At 72.2% G+C, this 22,317-nt stretch carries 22 protein-coding genes; 17 read left to right on the top strand and 5 right to left on the bottom strand.

The window, feature by feature from the left end; translation table 11 throughout:
• Nucleotides 1–241: 241 nt before the first annotated feature.
• From OJ997_RS05410 to OJ997_RS05390, 5 genes are all read left to right on the top strand, one after another.
• On the top strand, nt 242–1,099 hold the full coding sequence (locus OJ997_RS05410; protein WP_270024025.1) for an FAD:protein FMN transferase: 858 nt from the start codon (nt 242–244) through the stop codon (nt 1,097–1,099).
• Nucleotides 1,096–1,644, top strand: a complete 549-nt coding sequence (locus tag OJ997_RS05405) for a ferric reductase-like transmembrane domain-containing protein (protein ID WP_270024024.1) — start codon at nt 1,096–1,098, stop codon at nt 1,642–1,644. Before OJ997_RS05410 ends, OJ997_RS05405 begins: the two co-directional genes overlap by 4 nt.
• On the top strand, nt 1,641–2,132 hold the full coding sequence (locus OJ997_RS05400) for an FAD-dependent oxidoreductase (RefSeq protein ID WP_270024023.1): 492 nt from the start codon (nt 1,641–1,643) through the stop codon (nt 2,130–2,132). Before OJ997_RS05405 ends, OJ997_RS05400 begins: the two co-directional genes overlap by 4 nt.
• A 222-nt stretch (nt 2,133–2,354) precedes the next feature.
• Complete coding sequence (locus tag OJ997_RS05395; protein ID WP_270024022.1) at nt 2,355–2,564, top strand: oxidoreductase C-terminal domain-containing protein; 210 nt, start codon at nt 2,355–2,357, stop codon at nt 2,562–2,564.
• Entirely contained in the window at nt 2,561–2,770 is a 210-nt protein-coding gene (locus OJ997_RS05390) for a ferredoxin (protein ID WP_270024021.1), read from the top strand. Before OJ997_RS05395 ends, OJ997_RS05390 begins: the two co-directional genes overlap by 4 nt.
• On the opposite strand, the gene OJ997_RS05385 is transcribed toward OJ997_RS05390, so the two are convergent.
• Together OJ997_RS05385 and OJ997_RS05380 are read right to left on the bottom strand one after the other, a co-directional pair.
• Entirely contained in the window at nt 2,760–3,143 is a 384-nt protein-coding gene (locus OJ997_RS05385; protein ID WP_270024020.1) for an SRPBCC family protein, read from the bottom strand. The genes OJ997_RS05390 and OJ997_RS05385 overlap by 11 nt on opposite strands.
• Complete coding sequence (locus tag OJ997_RS05380; RefSeq protein ID WP_270024018.1) at nt 3,140–6,247, bottom strand: ATP-binding protein; 3,108 nt, start codon at nt 6,245–6,247, stop codon at nt 3,140–3,142. The genes OJ997_RS05385 and OJ997_RS05380 overlap by 4 nt, the downstream gene beginning before the upstream one ends.
• Here OJ997_RS05380 and OJ997_RS05375 point away from each other — a divergent pair.
• Nucleotides 6,246–7,094, top strand: coding sequence for a class I SAM-dependent methyltransferase (locus OJ997_RS05375; protein ID WP_270024017.1), 849 nt, complete (start codon nt 6,246–6,248; stop codon nt 7,092–7,094). The genes OJ997_RS05380 and OJ997_RS05375 overlap by 2 nt on opposite strands.
• Before the next feature lie 56 nt (nt 7,095–7,150).
• On the top strand, nt 7,151–9,709 hold the full coding sequence (clpB, locus tag OJ997_RS05370; protein ID WP_270024016.1) for an ATP-dependent chaperone ClpB: 2,559 nt from the start codon (nt 7,151–7,153) through the stop codon (nt 9,707–9,709).
• On the opposite strand, the gene OJ997_RS05365 is transcribed toward clpB, so the two are convergent.
• Nucleotides 9,706–10,374: a hypothetical protein gene (locus OJ997_RS05365; protein WP_270024015.1), complete on the bottom strand. Its 669-nt coding sequence runs from the start codon at nt 10,372–10,374 to the stop codon at nt 9,706–9,708. The genes clpB and OJ997_RS05365 overlap by 4 nt on opposite strands.
• 62 nt (nt 10,375–10,436) lie before the next feature.
• On the opposite strand from OJ997_RS05365, the gene OJ997_RS05360 reads away from it, so the two are divergent.
• The 3 genes from OJ997_RS05360 to purE all read left to right on the top strand — a co-directional run bounded on the left by OJ997_RS05360 (nt 10,437) and on the right by purE (nt 12,366).
• Nucleotides 10,437–10,718, top strand: coding sequence for a GYD domain-containing protein (locus OJ997_RS05360; protein WP_270024014.1), 282 nt, complete (start codon nt 10,437–10,439; stop codon nt 10,716–10,718).
• Entirely contained in the window at nt 10,715–11,908 is a 1,194-nt protein-coding gene (gene purD / locus OJ997_RS05355; protein ID WP_270024013.1) for a phosphoribosylamine--glycine ligase, read from the top strand. Before OJ997_RS05360 ends, purD begins: the two co-directional genes overlap by 4 nt.
• Before the next feature lie 77 nt (nt 11,909–11,985).
• Nucleotides 11,986–12,366, top strand: a complete 381-nt coding sequence (gene purE, locus OJ997_RS05350) for a 5-(carboxyamino)imidazole ribonucleotide mutase (RefSeq protein ID WP_372517869.1) — start codon at nt 11,986–11,988, stop codon at nt 12,364–12,366.
• Here the strand turns inward: purE and OJ997_RS05345 are convergent, their stop codons facing one another.
• Nucleotides 12,367–13,728, bottom strand: coding sequence for a hypothetical protein (locus OJ997_RS05345; RefSeq protein ID WP_270024010.1), 1,362 nt, complete (start codon nt 13,726–13,728; stop codon nt 12,367–12,369).
• A gap of 6 nt (nt 13,729–13,734) precedes the next feature.
• On the bottom strand, nt 13,735–14,079 hold the full coding sequence (locus OJ997_RS05340) for a winged helix-turn-helix domain-containing protein (protein ID WP_270024009.1): 345 nt from the start codon (nt 14,077–14,079) through the stop codon (nt 13,735–13,737).
• Between the two features lie 115 nt (nt 14,080–14,194).
• Between OJ997_RS05340 and purB the strand changes: the two genes are divergently transcribed.
• From purB to OJ997_RS05305, 7 genes are all read left to right on the top strand, one after another.
• Nucleotides 14,195–15,478, top strand: coding sequence for an adenylosuccinate lyase (gene purB / locus OJ997_RS05335; RefSeq protein ID WP_270024008.1), 1,284 nt, complete (start codon nt 14,195–14,197; stop codon nt 15,476–15,478).
• Between the two features lie 95 nt (nt 15,479–15,573).
• Nucleotides 15,574–16,566: a M24 family metallopeptidase gene (locus OJ997_RS05330; RefSeq protein ID WP_270024007.1), complete on the top strand. Its 993-nt coding sequence runs from the start codon at nt 15,574–15,576 to the stop codon at nt 16,564–16,566.
• Between the two features lie 25 nt (nt 16,567–16,591).
• The gene (locus OJ997_RS05325; RefSeq protein ID WP_372517868.1) at nt 16,592–17,449 is read left to right on the top strand and encodes a phosphoribosylaminoimidazolesuccinocarboxamide synthase; all 858 of its coding nucleotides are present in this window, start codon (nt 16,592–16,594) and stop codon (nt 17,447–17,449) included.
• Complete coding sequence (gene purS, locus OJ997_RS05320) at nt 17,446–17,667, top strand: phosphoribosylformylglycinamidine synthase subunit PurS (protein WP_270024005.1); 222 nt, start codon at nt 17,446–17,448, stop codon at nt 17,665–17,667. Before OJ997_RS05325 ends, purS begins: the two co-directional genes overlap by 4 nt.
• Nucleotides 17,664–18,326 (top strand): phosphoribosylformylglycinamidine synthase subunit PurQ, encoded by a 663-nt coding sequence (gene purQ, locus OJ997_RS05315; RefSeq protein ID WP_270024004.1) that lies wholly within the window; start codon nt 17,664–17,666, stop codon nt 18,324–18,326. The genes purS and purQ overlap by 4 nt, the downstream gene beginning before the upstream one ends.
• The gene (gene purL, locus OJ997_RS05310) at nt 18,323–20,521 is read left to right on the top strand and encodes a phosphoribosylformylglycinamidine synthase subunit PurL (RefSeq protein ID WP_270024003.1); all 2,199 of its coding nucleotides are present in this window, start codon (nt 18,323–18,325) and stop codon (nt 20,519–20,521) included. Before purQ ends, purL begins: the two co-directional genes overlap by 4 nt.
• A 158-nt stretch (nt 20,522–20,679) precedes the next feature.
• Complete coding sequence (locus tag OJ997_RS05305; protein ID WP_270024002.1) at nt 20,680–22,299, top strand: LVIVD repeat-containing protein; 1,620 nt, start codon at nt 20,680–20,682, stop codon at nt 22,297–22,299.
• Nucleotides 22,300–22,317 lie beyond the last annotated feature (18 nt).

Raw genomic sequence — 22,317 nt, 5'->3', positions numbered from 1 at the left:
GCGCGACGAACACGGGCGGAGCGGGCAGCGCGACGCCCAGCTCGAGCTCGGCCATCCGGCGCGTGATCGTGACGCGGATCGTCGAGCACCGGCCGCACCGGGGCGCGACCAGCGCGCCTGCGCCGAGCGCGCAGACGAGCACGCCGGCCGCGCCCGCGCCGTCAACCCCAGCGCCCGCGCCCGCGGCTCCGGCTCCTGCTCCGGCGGCACCCGCGCCCGCTCCGCTCGAGACGCGGTCGTCATGACCGACGTGACCTTCGACTGCATGGGCACGACGGTCCGGTTGGTCGTCGCCGACGAGGCCACGGCGCTCGCGTGCCAGGAGTTCCTGCACGACTTCGACGCCGCGCTGTCGCGGTTCCGGCCCGACAGCGAGCTGTCCGCGCTCAACGCGAGCCCGCACGCAGAAGTCGACGCGTCCGCCCTCCTCAGAGGCGCGATCTCGGCCGGGCTGATGGCGGCGGAGCTCACGGACGGGCTCGTCGACCCCACGCTCACGCCGGCGCTCGAGGCCAACGGCTACGACCGCACCCGCCGCGAGCCCGAGCTGCCGTTGACCGAAGCGCTCAACCACGCACCCCCGCGCGCCCCTGCCACGCCCGGCAGCGCGTGGACCCGCGTCGAGGTCACCGACCACTCGGTCCGCCGGCCGCCCGGCACCAAGCTCGACACGGGCGGGATCGGCAAGGGCCTCGCGATCGACATGCTCGCGCTCCGGCTCAACGGCGGTCGCTGGGCGATCGACTGTGGCGGCGACCTCCGCGTCTCCGGCGCGTTCGCCGTCACCGTCCGCCACCCGCTCACGCAGGAGCCGATCGAGACCCTGCAACTCCACGATCAGGCGGTCGCGACGTCCGGCATCGACCGCCGCCTGTGGCGCGCGCCCGACGGCACGCCGCGCCACCACCTGCTCGACCCCGCCACGCAACGCCCCGCCTGGACGGGCGTCATCGGCGCCACCGCCCTCGCCCCGACCGCGACGGAGGCCGACACGCTCGCCAAGGCCGCGCTGCTCAGCGGACCCGACCACGCCCACAGATGGCTCCGCCGCCACGGCGGGCTCTTCGTCCTCGACGACGGCACGGTGATCCACGCATGACCGAAGGCCACGAGCTCTGGCTCGTCAGCCGCTCCGCGGGCGTGGTCGCGCTCCTGCTCGTCGCGACGTCCGTGCTGATCGGCCTCACCCTCGCCGCCGGCCTCGGCGGACCCCCGCCGCGCAGAAGAGCCCTCGTCGCCATCCACGAGCAGACGGCGCTCGCGTCGCTGATCGCGATCGCCGTCCACGGCCTCGCGCTGCTCGGCGACGGCTTCCTCAAGCCCGGCATCACCGGCATCGCGATCCCGTTCGTGATCGACTTCAAGCCGGTCTACGTCGGCCTGGGGATCATCGCCGGCTACCTGGCGGCCGCCCTCGGCCTGTCCTTCTACGCCCGCCGCCGGATCGGCGGCAAGCGCTGGCGCAAGCTGCACCGGGCGACCCCGCTCGTCTACGTGCTCGGCCTGATCCATACGCTCGGCGCGGGCACCGACGCGCAATCGAGCTGGCTGCGCGCGTTCATGCTCGCCACCGCCGTCCCGGCCGCCGCGCTCCTGCTCGCCCGCCTGGCCAAGAAACCTCGTCTCAAGGGAGCCAAGGCATGAAGATCGTCCTCGTCGGCGCGGGCCTCGCCGCCCAGCGCTGCGCCGAGACCCTGCGCGCGCTCGGCCACGACGGCCCGATCGCGATGTACGGCGACGAGCCGCACCCGCCGTACGACCGGCCGCCGCTCTCGAAGGCGTTCCTCAAGGGCGAGCGACCCACCGTCCAGCTGCGCCCGGACGTCTGGTACCGCGACCACGACGTCGACTTCCGCCACCAGCGGATCGAGTCCCTCGACGGCCTCGAGTACGACCGCGCGCTGATCGCCACCGGCGCGACCCCGGTCGCGCTCGAGGCCCTCCCGCACGCGCACACCCTCCGCACGCGGGAAGACGCGATCGCGCTCGACGAGGCGCTCGCCACCACACGCCACCTCGCGATCATCGGCGCGGGGCTGATCGGGCAGGAGGTCGCGTCGGCGGCCGTCGCCCGCGGCGTCCGGACCACGCTGATCGACGCGGCCGAGCGCCCGTTCGACGCCCTGATGTGACCGGGCGGGGGCGAGCACCTGCGACGGCTCCACGAAGCTAACGGGGTCGAGCTCCGCCTAGGACAACGCCCGGGCCCGCTGAACGCCGACACGATCCTCGTCGCCATCGGCGTCAGACCCGGCTGGACGACGACCGGCCCGAACGTCTTCCACGCCGGCGACGTCACCGGCAGCGCCCACTGGGAGGCGGCCGTCACGCAGGGCGCGAACGCCGCGCGACGCATGCTCGGCGTGCAACCCAAGCCCGAGCAGCCGCCGCTCGTCTGGTCCGACCAGCACGGCGTCCGCATCCAGCGCGTCGGCGACCCGTGCGGCGCGACGCCCAACGGCGACCTGACCTACAACCGCGACGGCCGCCTCGCCGCCGTCGTGCTGCTCAACCAACCCGAAGCCGTGCGCAAGGCACGGCGCGACCTGAAGGAAGCCGCATGACCCTCATCGCCCAGATCGACGACGCCGCCTGCCTCGGCCACGGCGATTGCGTCCACGTCGCGCCGACCGTGTTCATCCTCGAGGGAGACGTGGCCGAGCAGCAAGCACCCGGCACGGACGACCAGCTCCGGCAAGCGGCGCGGGCGTGCCCCGCCGGCGCGATCATCCTCCTCGACGCCCAGAGCGGCGACGAGGTCAACCCGTAGCGACCGCCACCAGCCGCGGGAGCGAGGCGCCGATCAGGGCGCGCTGCGACGCCTCGTGCTCCGCCCAGTCGTCGGGGATCTCGACATCCACGGCCACGCGCGTGCCACCGTCCTCAGACGTGAGTCTCCACGCGTAGCGGATCGCGCTCGTCAGGCACGAGATCAGCACCTGTCCGTCATGCGCCTCCAGGCGCTGCGGCCACGGGAGCTCCGGCTCTTCCGGGTGGAAGAGCGCGAACTCGTCGGCCGCGCCGCCGGGCCGCACCGACGCGATCCCCGACCACCACTCGGGGTACCGCGACGGGTCGACGACGAGCTTCCACAGCTCCTCGATCGGCGCGGCCGCGAAGATCTCGTCGGTGAAGCGCCTCACAGCGCCGCCAACTCTGCCAGCAGGCGCGCCCGCTCGCGTTCCGGCTCGATCAAGCCCACCACGGGCGGGCGCCCGAGGTCCACGATGCTCGCCACCCACGCACGCCCGACCTCCGTCAGCCCGACGCGCCGGTCCCACCCGGCGAGTGCCTCGCGCAGCCGCCGCTCAGCTTCCGCGCTGTCACCGCGGGCGGCCGCGACGAGCCCTTGCACGCGGGCGAAGCGCGGCGCGAGCATCGCCGCCGCGTCGGCGGTCCCGACCGGCTCGACGACCGTCGCCCGCAGCTCCGCGTCGGCCTCGTCCGCGCGGCCGAGCGCGGCAAGCGCCTCCGCTCGGGCAAGTCGCGCCAGCGGCCGGCTGATCGCCCCGGCACCGTCGAGCGCGCGAGCCAGACAGGCCTCGGCGCCGGCGAAGTCCCCTGCCGCAAGCCGCGCGAGGCCCGCGTCATTGTCGGCGAGCGCCCGGAGCGCGGGGTCGTCGAGCCGGTCGGCGAGCCGCGCCTGCTCGGCCATCGCGGCCAGACCCTCCGCGTGGCGGCCGAGGCGGCTCAACAGATGGCCTCGCGCGGCGTGCAGCTGCAACGCGAGACCGACGAGGTTGAAGCGTCCCACCACCGTCAGCGCCCGTGAGCTGATCTCCAGCGCCCGCTCGAAGTCGCCCGAGGCCGACGCCGCGACGGTGGCGTTGACCCATGACGTGTAGGCGAGATCCGGCCGCTCCGCCGCCAGCTCCGCCCCGGCCAGCAAGGGTTCCACCGCCTCGGCGAAATGCCCGCGCCGGAGCAGCGCGAGCCCTCGAGCGCTCTCGATGTCGTGCGCGACCCGCTCGTCGGCGAGCTCGGCGACCTCGGCCAGCAGCGTCTCGACCTGTGCCGGGTCACCGGCGACCGCGACGCACCACGCGCTGCCCGCGAGCGCCGCGGCTCGATCGCCACCGGCGTCGAGCGCCGCGCGATAGTGCGTGAGCGCCGCGCGTGGGTCGCACACAGCACCGCGCAGCCACGCGCCCGCGCGCAGATGGGCCCCGGCTTGCTGGTCGGGAGCCGTGGCCGCGAGCGCGCGCTCCAGCGACGCGAGTGCCCGGTCGCCGCGGCCCGCCCACGCCTGCACCTCCGCCAGCTCCAGCAGGAGCGATGCGTCCCGCGGGACGATCTCGACCGCCTCGGTGAGGAAGGCCTCCGCTTCGGCGAGCGCCGCCATCCCCCGTGCCGCCGCGGCGGCGCGAACCAACTCGGCGACGGCCAGCTCGTCGCGGCCCGCCAGCCGGAGATGGCGAGCGCGCTCACCCGCGAGCGTCGATCCGAGCGCCTCGGCGATGCGGGTGTGCGCCCACGCGCGGCGCGGCGCCGGGAGGTCCGCATAGACGGCGTCGCGCAGCAGCGCGTGGCGGAAACCGACGCCGTGATCGTGCTCGACGAGCAGGCCGCAGTCGAGCGCGCGGACCGCCGCGTCGTCGGTGACGGGCAGCGCCGCGAGTGTCGCGGGGTCCAGCGGGCGGCCGGCGGCCGCCGCGAGCTCGACCAGCCGCCACACCTCCGCCGGCAGGCCCCGGGCGGTGACGCGCACGGCGGCCCGGAGCGTCGCCGGGACGGTCCGCTCCCCGGCCGCAAGCGCTCGCGCGCCCTCCACGGCGAGCAGCGCGTTGCCCTCCGCGCCCGCGACGACCGACGCGACCTGCTCGGCGTCCAACACGGCCACGGACCGCGCAAGCCGCGCGGCCGCGTCGTCGGGCAGCGGCCTGAGTGCAAGTTCCGCGGTGAGGAGCCCGCGGCTGCGCAGCGCGTGCACGACAGCGTCCACGTTCGGCGCCCGCGGATGCTCGCGGCGCGTGAGGACGAGCAGCGCGGGGAGCGTTTCCAGGCGTCGCGCCAGGTAGCCCGCCAACTCCACGCTCGCCGCGTCGGCGTCATGGAGGTCCTCGAGGACGAGGAGCAGCGGCGAGCGGACGCACGCCCACGCGACGACGCCGACGACCGCCTCATAAAGCCGCGCGCGCTCGAAGGCGGCAGGCGCGGGCGACGGGGTGCCGAGCTCGGGCACGAGCCGCGCGCACTCGCCCACGAGTGCGGCGGGGGGTCGCCCGTCACGGAGCAGATCGCGCAGCAGCTCGGCCCACAGGCTCAGCGGGACGCCGCCTCCGAACGGCAGCGCGGCCCCCGACGCGACCCGCGGCGCCTCCCGCTGGAGCTCGGCCACGAGCCGCGTCTTCCCGGTCCCGGCTTCGCCCTCGACGATCGCCACGCCGCCACGGCCCGCGACCGCCGCTGTCCACGCCGACCGCAGCGTCTCCAGCTCGCTGGCCCGTCCGATCAGGCGCGGTTCGCCGGCTCGTCCTCGCGGCACCGCGCCGGCCGGTGCTTCCGCCGCGGCCTCGGGCGCGCCGGCGTCGCGGGCCGGTCGCGCCGGTGCACGGCTCGCTTCGCGCAGCTCCTCCACCCGTGCGCGCAACGACGCTGACGGCGCCACGCCCAGCTGACGTCGCAGCCGCTCGGCGAAGCGTGTGTGGGCACCGAGCGCGGCCGGCACGTCGCCCGTCGCCGCGAGCCGTTCGATGAGCACCCGCTGCGGCGCTTCGGCGAGCGGGTCCAGCGCCGCGGCCCGCCGCGCCCAGGCCACCGAGCCGGTCGCGGCCGCCAGCTCGCAGTAGCGCTCGCGGTGCTGGTCACGCGCGAGCAGCGCCCACTCCTCCTCCAAACCGGCCAGGAGGTCGCCACGCGCCAGCGCCAACGCGTCGACCTCCCGACCCGCGGCGCAGAGCGCGTCGAACGCACGCGCATCCACCCAGGCGTCCAAGCCGATCCGGTCGCGCTCGACGACGACGCAGTCGCCGACGACGCCGCGCAAGGCCCAGAGCGCGGTGCGGAGGTTCCCCCGCGCGCTGCGGTCCAGGCTGTCCGGCCAGAACACGGCCGCGACGCCGGCACGCCGGTGCCGTCCGGGGTGCAGCGCGAGCCACGCGAGCAAGGCCCACGCCGCCCCTGACCGCGGCGGTGCCAGCGCGCGTCCGTCGAGGGACGCGGTGACTCCGCCGAACAGGCTGACGCGGAGCCCATTGACGCTCGGGAGACGCTCGGAAGACGCCGCACCGGCGACGGTCTCACCCATGACCGTCACATTCAACCCGCAGGCGTACAAAGACGCCACCCGGATCCAGTGGGACGAGGCCGCCGAGGCGTGGCACCGATGGGGTCCGGTGATCGAGGAGTGGCTCGGCGAGGCGACCACGACGATGCTCGACCTGGCCGGTGTGAACGCCGGCACGCGCGTCCTCGACGTCGCGGCGGGCGCGGGAGGCCAGTCGCTCGCGGCCGCCCGGCGCGGCGCCCACGTCCTCGCCACCGACATCTCGGCCAACATCCTCGAGTTCGCCGCGCTCGAGGCGTCCCGCGCCGGGCTCACGAGCATCGACACCCAGGTCCTCGACGGCGAGCACCTCGATGTCCCCGAGCAGACCTTCGACGCGGTCATCTCCCGGGTCGGCTTCATCTACTTCCCCGACCAGCACAAGGCGCTCACCGACATGCGCCGCGCGCTCAAGCCGGGCGGCCGGCTCGCCGGGATCGTCTACTCGACCGCCGACCGCAACGGCTTCTTCTCGACCCCCGTCTCGATCATCCGTCGCCGGGCGCAGCTGCCCGCTCCGGCGCCCGGGCAGCCCGGCCCGTTCAGCCTCGGCGCGCCCGGTGTGGCCGAGCAGGCCCTCCGCGACGCCGGCTTCGTGGACGTGCGTGCCGTGCGCATCCCGTCGCCCGTCCGGATGGCCTCCGCCGACGAATGCGTCCGCTTCGAACGGGAGTCGTTCGGCGCCCTGCACCAGATGCTGGCCGGCGTCAGCGAGGCGGAGCGTGAGGAGGCCTGGGAGGAGATCACCGCCGCGTTGCGCGCCTATGAGCGCGAGGATGGGTTCCACGGCCCGTGCGAGATGATCGTGGTCGCCGGCGCACGCGGTTGATGACCTGGTCGGCGCGCTGTAGAATCTCAGTCACACCGACTGAGATTTAGGAACGAATGCAAGCCGACCGCTTCACGATCAAGTCCCAGGAGGCGCTGCAGGCCGCCATCGCGGTCGCCGCCGCCCGCAACCACACCGAGACGCAGCCTGAGCACCTGCTCGTCGCGCTGCTCGAGCAGCCCGAGTCCGTCGTGGTGCCCGTCCTGCGCAAGCTGGGCGCGCGCCCCGAGACGATCAAGGCCGAGGTCGAGCAGGCGCTCGACCGGCTGCCCACCATCACCGCCGGCGCCAAGGAGCCCGGCACCAGCCGTGAGCTGATGGACGTCCTGCGCCTCGCCGAGCGCGAGGCCGGCAAGCTCCGCGACGAGTACATCTCGACCGAGCACATCCTGCTCGCGCTCTCCAACGCGCAGGGCGGCGAGGCCGCCAAGTCGCTCAATCGCAACGGCGCCACGCACAAGGCGCTCGAGGGCGCGATCGAACAGGTCCGCGGCCCGCACCGCGTCACCGACCAGAGCCCCGAGGACAAGTACCAGGCGCTGCAGAAGTTCGGCCGCGACCTCACGGCCGACGCCGAGGACGGCAAGCTGGACCCGGTCATCGGCCGCGACGACGAGATCCGCCGCGTCATCCAGGTCCTGAGCCGCCGCACGAAGAACAACCCCGTCCTGATCGGCGAGCCCGGCGTCGGCAAGACCGCCATCGCCGAGGGACTCGCCCAGCGCATCGTCTCCGGCGACATCCCCGAGTCCCTGAAGGACCGCAAGGTCATCAGCCTGGACATCGGCGCGCTGCTCGCCGGCTCCAAGTACCGCGGCGAGTTCGAGGAGCGCCTGAAGGCGGTCCTGAAGGAGATCGCGGACGCCGAGGGCCAGATCATCCTGTTCATGGACGAGCTGCACACGATCGTCGGCGCCGGCGCGGCCGAGGGCGCGGTGGACGCGTCCCAGCTGCTCAAGCCGATGCTCGCCCGCGGCGAGCTGCGGGCCGTCGGCGCGACCACGCTCGACGAGTACAAGAAGCACGTCGAGAAGGACGCCGCCCTGGAGCGCCGCTTCCAGCCGATCTACGTCGGCGAGCCGACGCTGGAGGGCACGATCGCGATCCTCCGCGGCCTGAAGGAGCGCTACGAGGCGCACCACGGCGTCACCATCACCGACGCCGCGCTGATCGCCGCCGCCACGCTGTCGGACCGCTACATCGCCGACCGCTTCCTCCCCGACAAGGCGATCGACCTCGTCGACGAGGCCGCCAGCCGCGTCAGCATCGAGCTCTCCTCCGTCCCCACCGAGATCGACGAGGTGGAGCGCCGGATCAAGCAGCTCGAGATCGAGATGGTCGCCGTCGGCAAGGACGACACCGCCGCGGAGCGCAAGGCGGAGATCGAGCGCGAGCTCGGCGACCTGCGTGAGCAGGCCAGCGCCATGCGCGCCCAGTGGGAGCGCGAGAAGGAGCAGGCCGAGGGCCACGGCAAGCTGCGCGAGCGGCTGGACGAGGCGCGCCGCGAGCTCGAGCGTGCCGAGCGCGAGCTCAACTACCAGCGCGCCGCCGAGCTGCGCCACGGCGAGATCCCGGACCTCGAGCAGAAGCTCGCGGACGCCGAGTCGCGGCCCGAGGAGAGCTACGAGCCGCCGGTCTACCTGTCCGAGCGCGTCGACGTGGACGAGATCGCCGAGGTCGTCGGCAAGTGGACGGGCATCCCGGTGTCCCGGCTCGTCGAGGGCGAGGTGGAGAAGCTCATCCACATGGAGGAGCGCCTGCACAAGCGCGTCATCGGCCAGGAGGAGGCGGTCACGGCCGTGTCCGACGCCCTGCGCCGCTCACGCGCCGGCCTGAGCGACCCCGACCGCCCGATCGGCACGTTCCTGTTCCTCGGCCCGACCGGCGTCGGCAAGACCGAGCTGGCCCGCGCGCTCGCGGAGTTCATGTTCGACTCCCAGGACGCGATGATCCGGATCGACATGTCCGAGTACATGGAGAAGCACTCCGTGGCCCGGCTCGTCGGTGCGCCTCCCGGCTACGTCGGCTACGAGGAGGGCGGTCAGCTCACCGAGGCGGTGCGCCGGCGCCCGTACTCGGTGATCCTGCTCGACGAGATCGAGAAGGCCCACAGCGACGTCTTCAACATCCTGCTGCAGGTGTTCGACGACGGCCGCCTCACGGACGGCCAGGGCCGCACGGTCGACTTCAAGAACTCCGTCCTGATCATGACCTCCAACATCCCCGGCGGTCGCGCCGGCGTGGAGGCCAACTTCAAGCCGGAGTTCATCAACCGCCTGGACGACATCGTCGAGTTCGCGCCGCTCTCCCGTGAGCAGCTGCGCGAGATCGTGGACCTCCAGGTCGCGCGCCTGATCGTGCGGGTGGCCGAGCGCGGCGTGGACGTCCAGCTCACGGACGCCGCCCGCGACCTGCTCGGCGACCTCGGCTACGACCCGGCGTACGGCGCGCGCCCGCTCAAGCGCGTGATCTCCAAGTACCTGGTCGACCCGATGGCGCTAGGCCTGCTCAAGAACGAGTACGCGGCCGGCGACCACGTCGAGGTCGAGGCGGAGGAGGGCGCGCTGCGGTTCACCCGCGTGCGCGTCGGCGAGGCCGAGCCGACCCCCGCTTAGGCCTTCGGCATCCGCCGGACCTTGATCGTCAACGGCACTCGTACTGCGGCCTTCGGGTCGTAGTACGAGAGCTGGTCGAACTGGATCGTCCACACGCCGACGCGCGGGCTCTTCTTGAACGGGAACTGCGTGCGCTTGACCGAGAACGTCCCGCACGGGCCCTGCGGGACGCCGAGCTTGACCGTCTTGCGCGACTTGCCGGCGAAGACGTAGTGCGCGTAGACGGGGGCGCCCGCCGTGGTGAAGCCGCGGCCGCGGAAGCGCACGCGGTCGGCCGTCGACGCGCGTGAGGGCGACTGCTCGACCGACAGCCGCGTGACCATCGAGGTCGCCTCGACGGTGTTCGCGGGCTTGGTGGGCTCGGAGATGCGCAGGGTGAACGGGCGCTGGCCCGCTTCGTGCCAGGGAGCGAGCACGGTGCCGACGATCGAGCCGTCGAACAGCGTCGCCGGCTGGTCCTGCAGCACTTCGTCGACGAAGATGTCGACGTTGCTGAACGGGGAAAAGCCCACGGCCTTGACCACGACGCTCTGCCGCTGCCCTTCGCTCGCGACGACGTAGCAGGGGTTCAGCGGCTCGGTCAGGTTGGCCGCCGAGGCGGGCCCGGCCAGCACGGCGAGCAGGGTGGTGGTGATGACGGTGGCGCGCAGGAACATCGACGTCATGAACACGGCATGGGCGACGGAGGTTCGGTAGAAGGTTCACAGAACCCATCGAGGAGGACGCTGTGCCGACCTACATCATGCTCTCGACACTCACACCAGAGGGAATCCAGACCGTCAAGAACAACCCGAGCCGCATCCGCGAGGTCAATCGCGAGGTCGAGCAGCTGGGGGCGGAGGTCAAGGCGCAGTGGGCCACGTTGGGGTCATTCGACTTCGTGAATGTCATCGAAGCGCCCGACGACACGACCATGGCGCGCATCTCCCTGGAGCTCGGCTCGCGGGGCACGGGACGCTACGAGACCTTGATAGCGATCCCGATTGACGATTTCATCGCGGCCCTGTGAAGGTTCTTGTCATTGGCGGCGGAGGCCGCGAACACGCCATCGTGCGGGCGCTCAAGCGCTCGCCGCAGGCGCCTGAGGTCTTCTGCGCGCCCGGCAACGCCGGGATCGCGGCCGACGCCCCCTACCTGGATCCGGCGAAGGTCGCCGAGGTCGACCTGGTCGTGGTCGGCCCCGAGGCCCCGCTCGTCGCGGGTTACGCGGACGACTGCCCGGTGCCGGTCTTCGGCCCGTCCGCGGCCGCCGCGCAGCTCGAGGGCTCCAAGGCGCACGCCAAGGAGGTCATGATCGCCGCGGGCGTGCCGACCGCCGACTACACGGTCGTCCACAGCGTCGAGGCCGGCCTGGGCGCGATCGCCCGCTACCCCACGGTGATCAAGGCCGACGGCCTCGCCGCCGGCAAGGGCGTCGTGATCGCGGGCGACGAGGCCGAGGCCCGCGCCGCGCTGGAGGAGATGCTCGTCGAGCAGCGCTTCGGCGAGGTGCCGGTCGTGGTCGAGGAGTTCCTGGAGGGCGTCGAGCTGTCCGTGCTCGCCCTCTGCGACGGCGAGGTCGCGATCCCGCTCGCCCCGGCGCGCGACTTCAAGCGCATCGGCGAGGGCGACACCGGCCCGAACACGGGCGGCATGGGCGCGTACTCGCCGGTCGACGGCGCCACGCCCGAGCTGCTCGAGGAGATCCGCGTGCGGGTGCTGCAGCCCGTCGTGGACGAGTTGAAGAAGCGCGGGACGCCCTTCCACGGCGTCCTCTACGCGGGCCTCATGCTCACCGAGGACGGTCCCTCGACGCTGGAGTTCAACGTCCGCTTCGGCGATCCGGAGACGCAGGTCGTGCTCCCACGCCTGAAGACGGACCTGCTGGACCTGTTCATCCGCGCCACCAAGCCCGGCGGCCTGCGTGGCGTCGAGCTCGAGTGGGACGAGCGCGCATGCGTCACGGTCGTGCTCGCCTCGCGCGGCTACCCCGCCACGTCGTCCTCCGGGGACGTCATCAGCGGGCTGGAGAACGCCGACGCCGAGGTCACCCACGCGGGCACGGCGGCGTCCGACGGCGCGATCGTCACCGCCGGCGGGCGCGTGCTGAACGTGACCGCGCTGGGCGAGGATCGCGAGGCCGCCCGAGCCGCTGCCTATGCTGCGGCGGACAAGATCGACTTCCCTGGCAAGACCTACAGACGAGATATCGCCGCATGACTGAGCCGACCACCGAGACGCAGCTGGAAACCGAACTGGACGGCCTGGAGGTGGACGCGCCGCTCGTCGGCATCGTCATGGGCTCCAAGTCCGACATGCCGGTGATGGAGAAGGCCGCGAAGGAGCTGGACGCGCGCGGGATCCGCAACGAGATCCGCGTCATGTCCGCCCATCGCGACCCCGACCTCGTCGCCGAGTACTCCAAGAACGCCCGCATGCGCGGGCTGAAGGTGATCATCGCGGGTGCCGGCCTCGCCGCCGCGCTCCCGGGCGTGGTCGCCGCGCACACCGATCTGCCGGTGATCGGCGTTCCGCTCACGTCGTCGATGACCGTCGCCGGCGGCCTCGACGCGCTGCTGTCGATCGCCCAGATGCCCCCGGGCGTCCCGGTGGCGACGGTCGGGGTGGACAACCCGAAGAACGCGGCCGCGCTCGCGGCTCGCATCCTCAGCCTCTAGTCACGGGCTCAGCGGCGGCGGCGCGGCCTCGAGCAGCGCCGCCGCGGCAACGACCGGATCGACGGTGGGGCGCAGCTCGTCCGTCCCGATCCGCACGAAGCAGCTGTCGAGCGCACTACACGTGGCGGTCGCGATCACGTCGCGACTCGGGCGGTCGGCGCGGAAGCGGAACTCGCCCGCGCCGGCGTCCTCGGGCCACGACCACGCCCCGGCGACAAGCACGCGCCAGGCGCCGATGAGGCCGGGCGGGACGATCGTGTACGGCGAGTCACGGTCGAACGTCCGATCGCAGGCCGCTCCGCCGACGCCTTCGGCCAACGGCCCGAGCGAGGACTCCTGGCGCGCCAGGACGTGCACGCCTTCCGTGGTCTCCACGACCTGCAGGTCCCCGGTGCTGCTCGAGATGCGGGCGGAAGCGGCGAGCACGATGTGCGCGTCGGCGAACTCGGCGACCTGGCCCAGTAGCAGTGCGGCACGTCCGTCGGGGCTGCTCACGGCCACGCTCTGCAGATGGCCGGCGCAGTAGGCGCGCACGATCCACACGCCCGAGCCGGCCGGAGCCTCGACCGCCGGCACGGAGCACCCGCCGATGTCGTCACCGACCCCGTGCTTCCCGCGCCACAACGCCAAGAGCCGCGTGGCGTGGGGCTCGGGAGCACCCGTGCCGGGGACGACCCGGCACGGCTCGTCGACCTGCTCGTCCGCTGGTGGCTCTTGCGGCCCGTCGTCGGACGTTGGGTCCGTGGCACCGGCGCTGCCGGTCGGCCAACCGAGCTGCTCCCCGACGGTGGGCATCGCCGCCTGGCTCACGGCCATGCTGAACAGCACCGAGAGCAGGGCAAGCACGTACGAGCTGGCGAGCCACTTCGGCTTCTTGATCGTCAGCGCGTCCCGGAGCGCGCGCACTCCGGGACCGTCGTACGCCTTGAGGGAGCCCCGGACCCAGTCGGCCGCGCCCGTCGCGAGCAGCCAGTCGGTCCCGCGTGGAACCCCTTCGGCGCTGGCGACGCGGGCCGTCATCCCGGAGACGAGCGCGACCGCGATCGCGGTCGGCACGGCGACCGCCCCGACGACGACCGGCTCAGCGTGAAGCGTGAGTGCGGTGACCGCCGCGGCGTCGAACAGCCCGGCCACCGCGAGGTCGGCGCGCATCAGCCCGCGCAATCGCGGTGTTCCGCGCCGGTACCCGAGGCAGATGTGCAGCGCATGGCGCGCGGAGTACGTCAAAGCGGCCACCGCGAGCACGGTCCCGGACGCATCGGGGCGAGCGGCGCCGACCGCGACCAGCGACGCGACGAGCGAGCCACGGGTCAACGGCGCGGCGAGGCGACGCAGGTACGGCCCGATCGCGGCGGTCCACATGAGCGGTTATCCGTCTCGCTCCCGCAACTGGTCGTCGGCCTTCCCCAGGAACTCCAGCCGCCGTAGATCCTTCGTCTTCGCCTGGTCGACCGTGGCCTGCCGGGTCGACACGGCTTCCGCGAGCTCGGCACCGGCCTGCAGGACCTTCAGGACCGGTTGGCGGAAGAGCAGGACGTACGGGCTGTGGCTGCGCTCGCGCGCGACGAGGCCCATCAGCTCGAGCTCGTTCATCCGACGGCTCAGCGTCGCGGAGGACAGGCCCAGCTCTGCGGAAAGCTGCTTCTGGGTCGCGTCCGACTCGAGGAGTCGCAGCACGATCTGCCAGCGCTCGGGGTCGCCGAGCGCCGCCAAGAAACGTACGTCCGATCCTGGATCTAACCTCTTCAGGTTTCCAAGAAAAGCAGATTTGGAGACACGGCGCGACCGTTCTTATGGGTCCCGCGCGCGATCTCCTAGCATCGGCCGCGTGATCGCTCGCTATACCCGCCCCGAGATCGGGGCCGTCTGGACCGATGAAGCGCGCTTCGGCGCGATGCGCGACGTGGAAGTCGCCGCCGCCGAAGCCCTCACCGACGGCCCCACCGAAGCCGACCTCGAGGCCATCCGCGCCGCGACCTTCACGGTCGACGCGATCAACGAGCGGGAGAAGATCCTCGACCACGACACGGCGGCGTTCGTGGACGTCCTCGCGGCGTCCGCCGGGCCCGCAGGGCGGTGGATCCACTACGGGCTCACCTCGTCCGACGTGGTCGACACGGGGCTCGCGCTGCAGCTCAAGCGGGCGGGACAGATCCTGCTGCCGGCGCAGCGCGCGCTGGCGTGGGAGCTGGCCGAGAAGGCGCGCGAGCACGCCGACACGTTGAGCGTCGGCCGCACGCACGGCGTGCACGCCGAGCCGACGTCGTTCGGGCTCAAGCTCGCGGGCTACGCGATGGAGGCGCACCGCAACGCGGAGCGCCTCGAGCGCGCGTTCGGCCAGATCACGGCCGCGATCTCCGGTGCCGTCGGCACGTTCGCGACGCTCGGCCCGGAGTACGAGGAGCGCGTCGCCGGCAACCTGGGGCTGATCACCGAGCCGATCTCCACGCAGGTCGTCCCGCGTGATCGCCACGCCGAGCTGCTCTCCGCCATCGCGCTCGCCGGCGCCGGCCTGGAGCGCTTCGCGCAGGAGATCCGCCACCTGCAGCGCACCGAGGTGCGCGAGGTCGAGGAGCCGTTCCGCAAGGGCCAGAAGGGCTCGAGCGCGATGCCGCACAAGCGCAACCCGGTCGTCGCCGAGCGCATCTGCGGCCTCGCCCGTGTGCTGCGCGGCAACGCACAGGCGGCGCTCGAGAACGTCGCCCTGTGGCACGAGCGCGACATCACGCACTCCAGCGCCGAGCGGATCATCCTCCCGGACAGCACCATCCTGCTCGACCAGATCCTCGCGCTGGCGCTGCGGATCGTGCGCGGCATGACCGTCCACACCGACCGGATGCTCGCGAATCTTGAGATCACGTCGGGCGCGCTGTTCTCGCAGCGCGTGCTGCTCGCGCTCGTCGAGTCGGGCCTGCAGCGCGACGACGCGTACCGGATCGTGCAGCGCCTCGGCCAGCAGGCGTGGGACACCCAGACGCCGCTGCGCCAGCTCCTGGAGGCGGAGGAGGGCGTCGACCTGGACCTGGACGCGGTCTTCGACTACCGGTACTACATCCGTCACGTGCCCACCGTCCTGCAGCGGCTGGAGGTCATCCCATCCCCGGAGTCCTGATCTACGGCGCCCCCGAGCTGTCGGCCACGCTCTTCCACGAGATCCCGGCCGGCATCGGCGACCCGTTCCTGTACCTGGAGCACGACGGTCGCCGCGTGGCGACCGTGTCCGTGCTGGACGCGCACAGCGTCACCCCGCACGGGATCGAGACGATCGACCCGCAGGCGCTCGGCCAGGACGGGCTGATCGCCGACGGCTGGGACCGGCTCGCGATCGAGGCCGAGGTCTGCCTGCGCGCCGCGCAGAAGCTCGACATCGAGACCGCGCTCGTGCCGCCGGACTTCCCGCTCTTCCTGGCGGACTACTTCCGCGCCGCCGGGATCGAGCTCAAGGTCGACGAGGACGAGTTCATCCAGCGCCGGCGCGTGAAGTCCGGGCCCGAGCTGGAGGGCATCCGGCGGGCGCAGAAGGCCGCCGACGCCGCGATGGGCGTCGCGCGCGACCTCATCCACGAGCTGCGCGCCGGGCTCACGTCCGAGCAGGTCCGCGCCGCGATGGCGAAGGTCTGCGAGGAACACGGCTGCGAGCTCTCCGACGACGCGATCGTCTCGCACGGCGAGCAGTCGGCGCGCGGGCACGACTCGGGCTCCGGCCTGATCGGCGCCGGTGAGCCGGTGGTCGTCGACATCTGGCCGCGCGACAAGGCGTCCCGCTGCTACGCCGACATGACCCGGACGTTCGTCGCGGGCGGCGGCGAGCCGCCGGAGGAGCTGGCCGAGTACCACCGCCTCACGCAGGAGTCGCTGCGCCGCGTGTACGCCGACCTGCGCGCCGGCGCGAACGGCCGCGCGCTGTTCGAGCGCTCCGCCGAGCCGTACATCGAGGCGGGCCAGCCGACCCAGCTCACAAAGGAGCCGGGCACGGTGCTCGAGGACGGCTACTTCCACGGGCTCGGCCACGGCGTCGGGCTCGAGGTCCACGAGCGCCCGTTCATGGGCCGGATGGGTGACGACCTGCTCGCGGGTGAGGTCGTGACGGTGGAGCCGGGCTGCTATCGGCGCGGGTTCGGCGGCTGCCGGCTGGAGGACCTCGTGCTCGTCACCGAGGACGGCTACGAGATCATCACCGAGTTCCCCTACGACCTGTGAAGTAGGCTGATTGCCCGTGACCACGCTGCCGCTGCTGCATTCGGGCAAGGTCCGGGACATGTACGACCTGGGTGGCGACCTGCTCATGGTCGCCTCCGACCGGATCTCGACCTACGACGCCGTCCATCCCACGCCGATCCCCGACAAGGGGAAGGTCCTCACGGGCCTCTCGGTGCTGTGGTTCGGGTTGACGAAGGACATCGTCCCCAACCACTTCCTGAGCGCCACCGACGGGGTACCCGCGGAGTTCCGCGGCCGCGGCCTGCGCGTGCGCAAGCTGAAGATGCTGCCGGTCGAGTGCATCGTCCGCGGCTACATCACGGGCTCGGGCTGGAAGGACTACAAGAACACGGGCGCGATCTCGGGCATCTCCCTGCCCGAGGGCCTGCAGGAGTCCGAGCAGTTCCCGGAGCCGCTCTACACGCCCTCGACGAAGGCCGAAGAGGGCCACGACGAGGCGATCGACTTCGCCGAGACGGTCAAGCTGCTCGGCTCGGAAGAGCTCGCGGCGCAGGTGCGCGACGTCTCGATCGCGGTCTACAAGGCCGTCGCCGCGTACGCGCTGGAGCGCGGCGTGATTCTCGCCGACACCAAGTTCGAGTTCGGCCTCGACGAGAATGGCGTCCTCACGCTGGGCGACGAGGTCTGCACGCCGGACTCCTCGCGCTTCTGGCCGGTGGACTCCTACGCGGTCGGCCAGGGCCAGCCCTCGTTCGACAAGCAGTACGTGCGCGACTGGGCGACGAACAGCGGCTGGGACAAGAACCCGCCCGCGCCGTCGATCCCGGACGACGTGGTCGCGCAGACGCGCGAGCGCTACGTGACGGCCTACGAGCGGCTGTCGGGCGAGCCCTTCGGCGCGTGGCTGGACCGGGTCGCATGAGCCGCGTCCGCGTGCTGATCCGGCCGAAGGCCGGCATCCTGGACCCCCAGGGGCAGACCGTCGAGCGGGCGCTGCCGGCGCTCGGCTTCGAGGGCGTCACGAACGTGCACGTCGGCCGCCTGGTCGAGCTGGACGTGGAAGACCCGTCGCAGCTTCCCGCGATGTGCGAGAAGCTGCTGGCGAATCCGCTCATCGAGGACTACGAGATCCAGTCGTGAAGTTCGGGGTCGTTCGCTTCCCCGGCACCTGCGACGAGGTGGACGCGTACCTCGCGGCCTCGCGCGTGGGTGACGCGGAGATCCTCTGGCATGCCGATCCGGACCTGAAGGGCGTCGACGCCGTCATCGTCCCGGGCGGCTTCTCCTACGGCGACCACCTGCGCGTCGGCGCGATCGCGCGCTTCGCGCCGGTGATGGCCGAGGTCGAGCGCTTCGCCGCGGGCGGCGGGCTCGTGCTCGGCATCTGCAACGGCTTCCAGGTGCTGTGCGAGGCCGGGCTGCTCCCGGGCGCGCTGCTCCCCAACACGTCGCTGAAGTTCACCTGCCGCCAGGTCGACCTCGAGGTCGTCAACGCGTCGACCTCCTGGACGAACGCGACCGCGGTCGGCGACACGCTGTCGATCCCGGCCAAGCACACGACGGGTCGCTACTACGCGTCCGACGCGACGTTGGACGAACTCGAGGCCAACGGCCAGGTCGTGCTGCGCTACGCCGCGGGGCACAACTTCAACGGCTCGGTGCGGGACATCGCGGGCGTGTCGAACAAGGCGGGCAACGTGGTCGGCCTGATGCCGCACCCCGAGCACGCGGTCGACCCGCTGACGGGCTCCGCGGACGGCCTGAAGCTGTTCGCGTCCGCCGCGGCGGTCCCGGCATGAGCAAGCATCGCGAGCTCGGGCTCACCGACTTCGAGTACGACCTCATCGTCGAGAAGATGGGCCGCGAGCCCAACGAGGTCGAGCTGGCCGTCTTCTCGCTGATGTGGTCCGAGCACTGCGGCTACAAGCACTCGCGGCCGCTGCTGAAGACGCTGCCGGTCGAGGGTCCGCGCCTCGTCATGGGCCCGGGCGAGAACGCCGGCGCCGTGGACGTGGGCAACGGCCTGTCGTGCGCGTTCAAGGTCGAGTCGCACAACCACCCGAGCGCGGTCGAGCCCTTCCAGGGCGCCGCGACCGGCGTCGGCGGCATCCTGCGCGACATCTTCGCCATCGGCGCGCGGCCGATCGCGATCCTGGACTCCCTGCGCTTCGGCGAGGTGGCCGATTCGGCGCGCTCGCGCTACCTGCTCGAGCACGCGGTCGCCGGCATCGGCCACTACGGCAACTCGATCGGCATCGCCACCGTCGGCGGCGAGATCTACTTCGAGGAGCCCTACGAGCAGAACTGCCTCGTCAACGCGATGGCGGTCGGCCTGATCGAGACGGACGAGCTGATCAAGTCCGCCGCGGCGGGCGTCGGCAACGTCGTCGTGCTGTTCGGCGCGCGCACCGGCCGGGACGGCATCGGCGGCGCTTCGGTGCTCGCGAGCGCCGAGCTCGACGCCGACATGGAGAAGCGGCCGACCGTGCAGATCGGCGATCCGTTCGAGGAGAAGAAGCTCCTCGAGTGCTCGCTGGAGCTGCTGGACCGCAAGCTGCTGGTCGCGCTGCAGGACCTGGGCGCCGCGGGCATCACGTCCTCGAGCGCCGAGATGGCCGCGAAGGGCGAGGTCGGACTCGATCTGCACGTGCGGCGCGTGCCGTTGCGCGAGCAGGACATGCACCCGTTCGAGATCATGATCTCGGAGTCGCAGGAGCGCATGCTGTGCGTCGTCGAGCCGGATCGGGTCGACGAGGTGCTGGCCGTCTGCGCCAAGTGGGAGGTCAACGGCACCGCCATCGGCGAGGTCACCGACACCCGCCGGCTGCGCGTGTTCGACGGCGACGAGCTCGTCGGCGACCTGCCGGTCACGGCGCTCGTGGACGAGTGCCCGACGTACACGCTCGAGCCCGCCGAGCCGACGACGCCGCTGTACCCGGCGCCGCCGAAGCGGATCGACACCGAGGACCCGGGCGAGATCCTGCTCGCGCTCCTCGGCTCGGCCAACCTCGCGTCCCGCAAGGCCGTGTTCGAGCAGTACGACTCGCTCGTCGGCTCGCGCACGGTCCGCCGGCCCGAGCAGGCCGACGCGGCCGTGCTCCTGCTGCCGGACCCGGCGAACGGCGACCGCTTGACGTCGCTCGCCCCGCCGCGGGACGACGATGCGCCCAAGCCCGCGATCGCGGTGTCGATCGACGGCAACGGCCGCCGCGTGGCCGCCGACCCGTACCGCGGTGCGGTCGAGGCCGTGCTCGAGTGCAGCGCGAACCTCGCCTGCGTCGGCGCGGAGCCGCTCGGCCTCACGAACTGCCTGAACTTCGGCAACCCGGAGAAGCCGCACATCGCGTGGCAGTTCTCGCGGGCCATCGCCGGTCTCGGCGACGCGTGCCGGGCGTTCGGCATCCCGGTCGTGGGCGGCAACGTCTCGCTCTACAACGAGGGCGCCTCGGGCCCGATCTACCCGACGCCGGTCGTCGGCCTGGTCGGCGAGCTGCCGGACGCGCGCAAGTCCGGCCGGCTGGCGTTCCAGCACGCCGGCGACGTGGTCGCGATCGTGGCCGCCGACTCGTGGGCGCCGTCGAATGCCGCTTCGGAGCTCTCCAAGCTCCGCGGCGAGGTCGTCGAGGGCCCGCTCCCGCAGGCCGATCTCGGCGAGCTGAAGGCCCTGCACGCCGCGATCCGCCAGGCCGTGCGGTCGGGCTCGCTGAGCTCCGCGCACGACGTCGCCGAGGGTGGCGTCGCCGTCACGCTCGCCGAGTCCGCGATCCACAGCGGGTTGGGCGCGACGATCGGCCGGCTGGAAGACCTCTTCGGCGAGGGCCCGGGCGCGTTCATCGTCACCGGCCCGGCCGACGCGATCACCGCGTTCGGCGCGGCCGCGAAGGTCATCGGCGAGGTCGGTGGCGACACGCTGATCATCGAGGGCGCGATCAGCGTCCCGGTCGCGGACCTCGAGCGCGCCTTCACCGGCGGGCTCGCCGACCTGTTGCATTAGGTGCTGTCACCGGCCGTTGTCACCAACGGCCGGTGAACGTTTCTCATCTACCGCTCACCGATGTAGGGTGCCGCCCTCGTACCGCTTTTTCGACCCTTGGGGAGGGTGGCTGAGTGAGGGGCATCAGGGCTTTGGCACCGCTGGCAGTGGGAGCTGCCATGGCGGTGGCCGCGGCGGCACCGGCGCAGGCGCAGGTCGCGCAACCGCCGGGCGCGATCAAGAACATGGAGCTGGTCGGCAACCTGCCGGAGGCCGCGAACGCGACCGCGATCAACTTCATGACATACGGCAAGAAGGACCGCGGTCACGGTCGCTTCGACTGGCTGTGGGACTGGTTCGGCAAGCCGAAGGACAAGGGCAAGACGGTCATGCTCGTCACGGGCCGCTTCGGCCTGAAGACGTACGACCTGTCGGACCCGGCGAAGCCGAAGTTCCTCGACGAGATCACCTCCGAGCAGCTGCGGCTCCCGGGTGACCCGCCGTACTCGCCGTCGAACCCGACGTCGACGTTCTGGCAGAACGAGGACATGGACGTCGACGACAAGCGCAAGCTCGCGCTGCTGTCGCGTGACCCGCGCGCGTTCCGTGGCTCGACGACGCGCTCGCCGGGTGATTCGGACCCGAACGGCGCGACCAACATCGCCGGCGTCTACGTCGTCGACGCCAAGAACCCGGCCGACCTGAAGCTGCTCTCGTTCAAGGAGCTGCCGACGGGCCACACGACGTCGTGCGTGAACGACTGCGAGTGGCTCTGGACCGGCGGCCCGGCGCCGACCACCAAGCAGGAGCAGGGCGGCTGGCTCGGCGGGCGCCCGATCATCGCGACCGACCTGCGCGACCCGAAGAACCCGGTCTCCTACCCGCAGAAGCCGGTCGACCTCTTCCGCCAGGACGGCGTCACCGCCTACGCGCACGACGTCGACGTCGACGAGCTGGGCGTGGCGTGGGTCGCGGGCCTGGGCGGCACGCGCGGCTACTGGACCGACGGCATCCACTGGGACCCGGTCCAGCGTGGCTTCCGCCGCGCGACGCCGGTCGACCCGGTGCCGTACGCGGGCGGCGGCCTCTCGCCGCAGACCACGAGCGAGAAGTTCAACCCGGGCGTCTCCCAGCTCTCACCGCTGCCGGACGGCAACGCGGGCGGGTGGATGCACAACTCGTGGCGGCCGATCGGCCTCAGCGCCCCGCTGACCGACTGGCGCTACATCAAGGGCGAGCTCCTGCTCGGCACCGAGGAGTGGTTCGGCGCCGGCGCGAACGCGTGCCGTGAAGAGGGCAAGTTCACGATCTCGTCGCTGAAGGGCTCCTACAACGGCGAGGGCTGGCGCTCGACGCCGGAGAAGCCGTTCCGGATGGAGGCCGTCGGCTCGTGGGCCCCGGCCGACAACGAGGGCACCGTGTACAACCTCGGCTCCTGCTCGGCGCACTACTTCGACGTCGACGGCTCGATCGTCACGTACGGCTGGTACGGCCAGGGCACGCGCATCCTGGACATCTCCAACCCGGCGAAGCCGATCCAGATCGCGTACTTCCGCCCCGACGGCGGCAACGTCTGGGCGTCGTACAACGAAGGCGGCTACATCTACACCGCCGACGCCGCGCGCGGCGTGGACATCCTGAAGCTCAAGAAGGGCGCTCGGGCGTCCGCGGCCTCCGCGAAGGAGGTCAACGCGCCGAAGATGTCCAAGGCGCAGGTGGACTACCTCAAGAACGTCGCCGCCAAGCAGTGGGTGGCGGACCCGAGCACCGGCGGGCTCTGCCTGCTGCCGGTGTTCTAGCGACCGGATGACTCAGGC

Source organism: Solirubrobacter phytolaccae (assembly GCF_027587195.1).
Lineage (GTDB): Bacteria > Actinomycetota > Thermoleophilia > Solirubrobacterales > Solirubrobacteraceae > Solirubrobacter > Solirubrobacter phytolaccae.
The sequence above is the reverse complement of the archived record's forward strand: the minus strand, read 5'-3'. Positions and strand labels throughout refer to the sequence as shown.

What these genes read in the sequence shown, in the direction of transcription:
- OJ997_RS05400 (WP_270024023.1), top strand. Translation starts at nt 1,641, where the DNA reads ATGAAGATCGTCCTCGTCGGCGCGGGCCTCGCCGCCCAGCGCTGCGCC.
- OJ997_RS05305 (WP_270024002.1), top strand. Translation starts at nt 20,680, where the DNA reads ATGGCGGTGGCCGCGGCGGCACCGGCGCAGGCGCAGGTCGCGCAACCG.
- OJ997_RS05365 (WP_270024015.1), bottom strand. Translation starts at nt 10,374, where the DNA reads ATGACGTCGATGTTCCTGCGCGCCACCGTCATCACCACCACCCTGCTC.
- OJ997_RS05395 (WP_270024022.1), top strand. Translation starts at nt 2,355, where the DNA reads ATGCTCGGCGTGCAACCCAAGCCCGAGCAGCCGCCGCTCGTCTGGTCC.
- clpB (WP_270024016.1), top strand. Translation starts at nt 7,151, where the DNA reads ATGCAAGCCGACCGCTTCACGATCAAGTCCCAGGAGGCGCTGCAGGCC.
- purE (WP_372517869.1), top strand. Translation starts at nt 11,986, where the DNA reads ATGGGCTCCAAGTCCGACATGCCGGTGATGGAGAAGGCCGCGAAGGAG.
- OJ997_RS05380 (WP_270024018.1), bottom strand. Translation starts at nt 6,247, where the DNA reads ATGGGTGAGACCGTCGCCGGTGCGGCGTCTTCCGAGCGTCTCCCGAGC.
- OJ997_RS05390 (WP_270024021.1), top strand. Translation starts at nt 2,561, where the DNA reads ATGACCCTCATCGCCCAGATCGACGACGCCGCCTGCCTCGGCCACGGC.
- OJ997_RS05410 (WP_270024025.1), top strand. Translation starts at nt 242, where the DNA reads ATGACCGACGTGACCTTCGACTGCATGGGCACGACGGTCCGGTTGGTC.
- OJ997_RS05405 (WP_270024024.1), top strand. Translation starts at nt 1,096, where the DNA reads ATGACCGAAGGCCACGAGCTCTGGCTCGTCAGCCGCTCCGCGGGCGTG.
- purL (WP_270024003.1), top strand. Translation starts at nt 18,323, where the DNA reads ATGAGCAAGCATCGCGAGCTCGGGCTCACCGACTTCGAGTACGACCTC.
- OJ997_RS05345 (WP_270024010.1), bottom strand. Translation starts at nt 13,728, where the DNA reads ATGTGGACCGCCGCGATCGGGCCGTACCTGCGTCGCCTCGCCGCGCCG.
- OJ997_RS05375 (WP_270024017.1), top strand. Translation starts at nt 6,246, where the DNA reads ATGACCGTCACATTCAACCCGCAGGCGTACAAAGACGCCACCCGGATC.
- purS (WP_270024005.1), top strand. Translation starts at nt 17,446, where the DNA reads ATGAGCCGCGTCCGCGTGCTGATCCGGCCGAAGGCCGGCATCCTGGAC.